This window comes from Micromonospora sp. MH33, assembly GCF_003013775.1.
GTDB lineage: Bacteria > Actinomycetota > Actinomycetes > Mycobacteriales > Micromonosporaceae > Micromonospora > Micromonospora fulviviridis.
On sequence record NZ_MUYZ01000533.1, the window covers coordinates 1 to 2,492 of the forward strand.

The 2,492-nt window shown below is 72.1% G+C and carries 1 protein-coding gene; it reads left to right on the plus strand.

Going from position 1 to position 2,492, the window contains the following annotated elements; genetic code table 11:
• Window positions 1–18: 18 nt before the first annotated feature.
• Window positions 19–2,492: AMP-binding protein (locus B0E53_RS35425; protein ID WP_210406346.1), on the plus strand; the 2,474-nt coding region annotated here is incomplete at its 3' end.

Genomic DNA, 2,492 nt, shown 5'->3' on the forward strand with positions numbered 1-2,492 from the left:
GGCCGCCGCGATCATCAGGTGAAGATCCGTGGACACCGCATCGAACTCGGCGAGATCGAAACCGCCCTCACCCAACACCCGCAGGTGTCCCGGGCCGTCGCCGTCCGCCTCGACCTGAGGCCGACCCGGCTCGCCGCCGCCGTGGTGCCCACCGACGGCGCCGACCTGGGCGGAGCGCAGGCGCTGACCGTGCTGCGGGAGTGGCTCGCCGACCGGCTGCCGCCGTACATGCTCCCGGACGCGGTGCTCGTCACCGCGACGATGCCACTGACCCCCAACGGCAAGGTCGATCACGCCGCCCTCACCCGGGCACTCACCGCCGCCGTCACCGACCAGACCGGCGGGTACGAACCGCCGCGCGGCGACATCGAGCAGACCGTCGCACGGCTGTGGGCTGAGCTGTTGGAGGCCGACCGGGTCGGGCGCACCGACAGCTTCTTCGCCCTCGGCGGCGACAGCCTGCTCGCTACCCGGCTGATCACCCAACTGCGGGCCGAGGGCGTGCAGGGCGCGGAACTCACCGCTCTCTTCGCCAACCCGGTGCTGTCCGCTTTCGCCGCCGGGCTCACCCTCGGCGGTGCCGGCGCCCAGCCCGACCAGCCCCGGCTCACCCCCGACCCCGAGCACCGGTACGACCCGTTCCCCCCAACCGACGTGCAGCGCGCGTACTGGATGGGCCGCAACGAGGAGTTCACCCTCGGCGGGGTCGGGTGCCACTTCTACACGGAACTCGACGGCGCGCACATCGACCTCGACCGGCTGGAGGAGGCGTGGAACCGGCTCATCGCCCGGCACGAGATGCTCCGCGCCGTCTTCGACGACGACGGCCAGCAGCGCATCCTGCCCGAGGTGCCCCGGCTGCGCATCCCCGTCACCGACGCCGCGCCCGGCGCGGAACGGGAGGCGCTGGCCGAACTGCGCGACGCGATGTCGCACCAGCTGATCTCGGCCACCGAGTGGCCGCTGTTCGACGTGCGGGCGGTCCGCTACGGCGACCACGTCCGCGTCGGCGTCAGCCTCGACAACATCATCCTGGACGCGCTCAGCTCGATGATCGTCTTCCAGGAGCTGGAACTGCTCTACGACGACCTCGACGCGCCGCTGCCACCGGTCGGCATGTCCTTCCGCGACTACGTCACCAGCGTCCGGCCGGCGCCCGCCGCGCTGGCCCGAGCCCGAGAGTACTGGCGTGCCCGGCTCGACGACCTGCCCCCGGCGCCGGCCCTGCCGACCGCCGTCGAGCCGGCCCAACTCGGCCGGCCCACCTTCGAACGGCACGAGCACCGACTCAGCCCTCAGGAGTGGTCGGCGCTGGCCGAGGCCGCCCGCCGGCACGACCTGACCCCGTCGACCGTACTCGCCACCGCGTTCGCCGAGGTGCTCTCCGCCTGGAGTGGTCAGCAGGAGTTGACCGTCAACCTCACCCTCTTCGACCGGCGCGACGTCCACCCGGACATCAACAACGTGCTCGGCGACTTCACCTCGCTGCTGCTGGTGGCGTACCGGGCGCGGCCCGGGGAAAGCTGGCTGGAGACGGCCCGCCGTCTCCAGGAACAGGTCTGGCGCGACCTGGAACACAGCGAGGTCTCCGCCGTGGAGATCATGCGCGACCTAGCCCGCCGGCAGGGCTCCGCCGAGGTTTCCATGCCGGTCGTGTTCACCAGCACCCTCGGCGTGACTGAACGGGCCGCCGGCGGCAGCCCCCATCCGTACGCCGAGCGCGTCTGGGGGATCTCCCAGACCCCCCAGGTGTGGCTCGATCATCAGGTGGTCGAGCTCGACGGTGGCCTGTTGTTGAACTGGGACGTGGTGTCGGGGTTGTTCCCGGCGGGTGTGGTGGAGGCGATGTTCTCCGCGTACGTCGGGCTGCTGTCGCGGCTGATCGACGGTGACTGGGCATCCCCGGTCGGCGACATCCTGCCGGAGGATCAGCGCCAGGTGCGGGCGTCGGTGAACGCGACTGAGGCTCCGGTGTCGGGCCGGCTGCTGCACGAGGGGTTCTTCGACCGGGCAGCCGAGGACCCGGATCGCCCGGCGTTGCTGTGGGACGAGACGAGGTCGATGTCCTACGGGGATCTGGCGTCGGCGGCGTTGCGGGTGGCGGGGGCGTTGGTGGCCGCTGGTGTGGCGCCGGGCGATGCGGTGGCGGTGACGTTGCGCAAGGGCCCGGAGCAGGTGGTGGCGGTGTTGGGGGTGCTGGCCGCCGGCGGCGTGTACGTGCCGGTCGGTGTCGATCAGCCGCCCGTGCGCAGGGACCGGATCCTCGCCGGAGCGCGAGCCGGCTGGGCCGTGACCGACGAAACGGGTGCCGGTTGGTCCTGGCCGGACGGGGTGTCGGTGGTGCCGGTCGACCTGGCGGCCGGGCACCCGCCGCTGGCCGAGCCGGTGCACGTCGATGACCAGGCCACCGCGTACGTGATTTTCACGTCGGGGTCGACGGGGGAGCCGAAGGGTGTGCAGGTGTCGCATCGGGCGGCGGTGAACACGGTTGA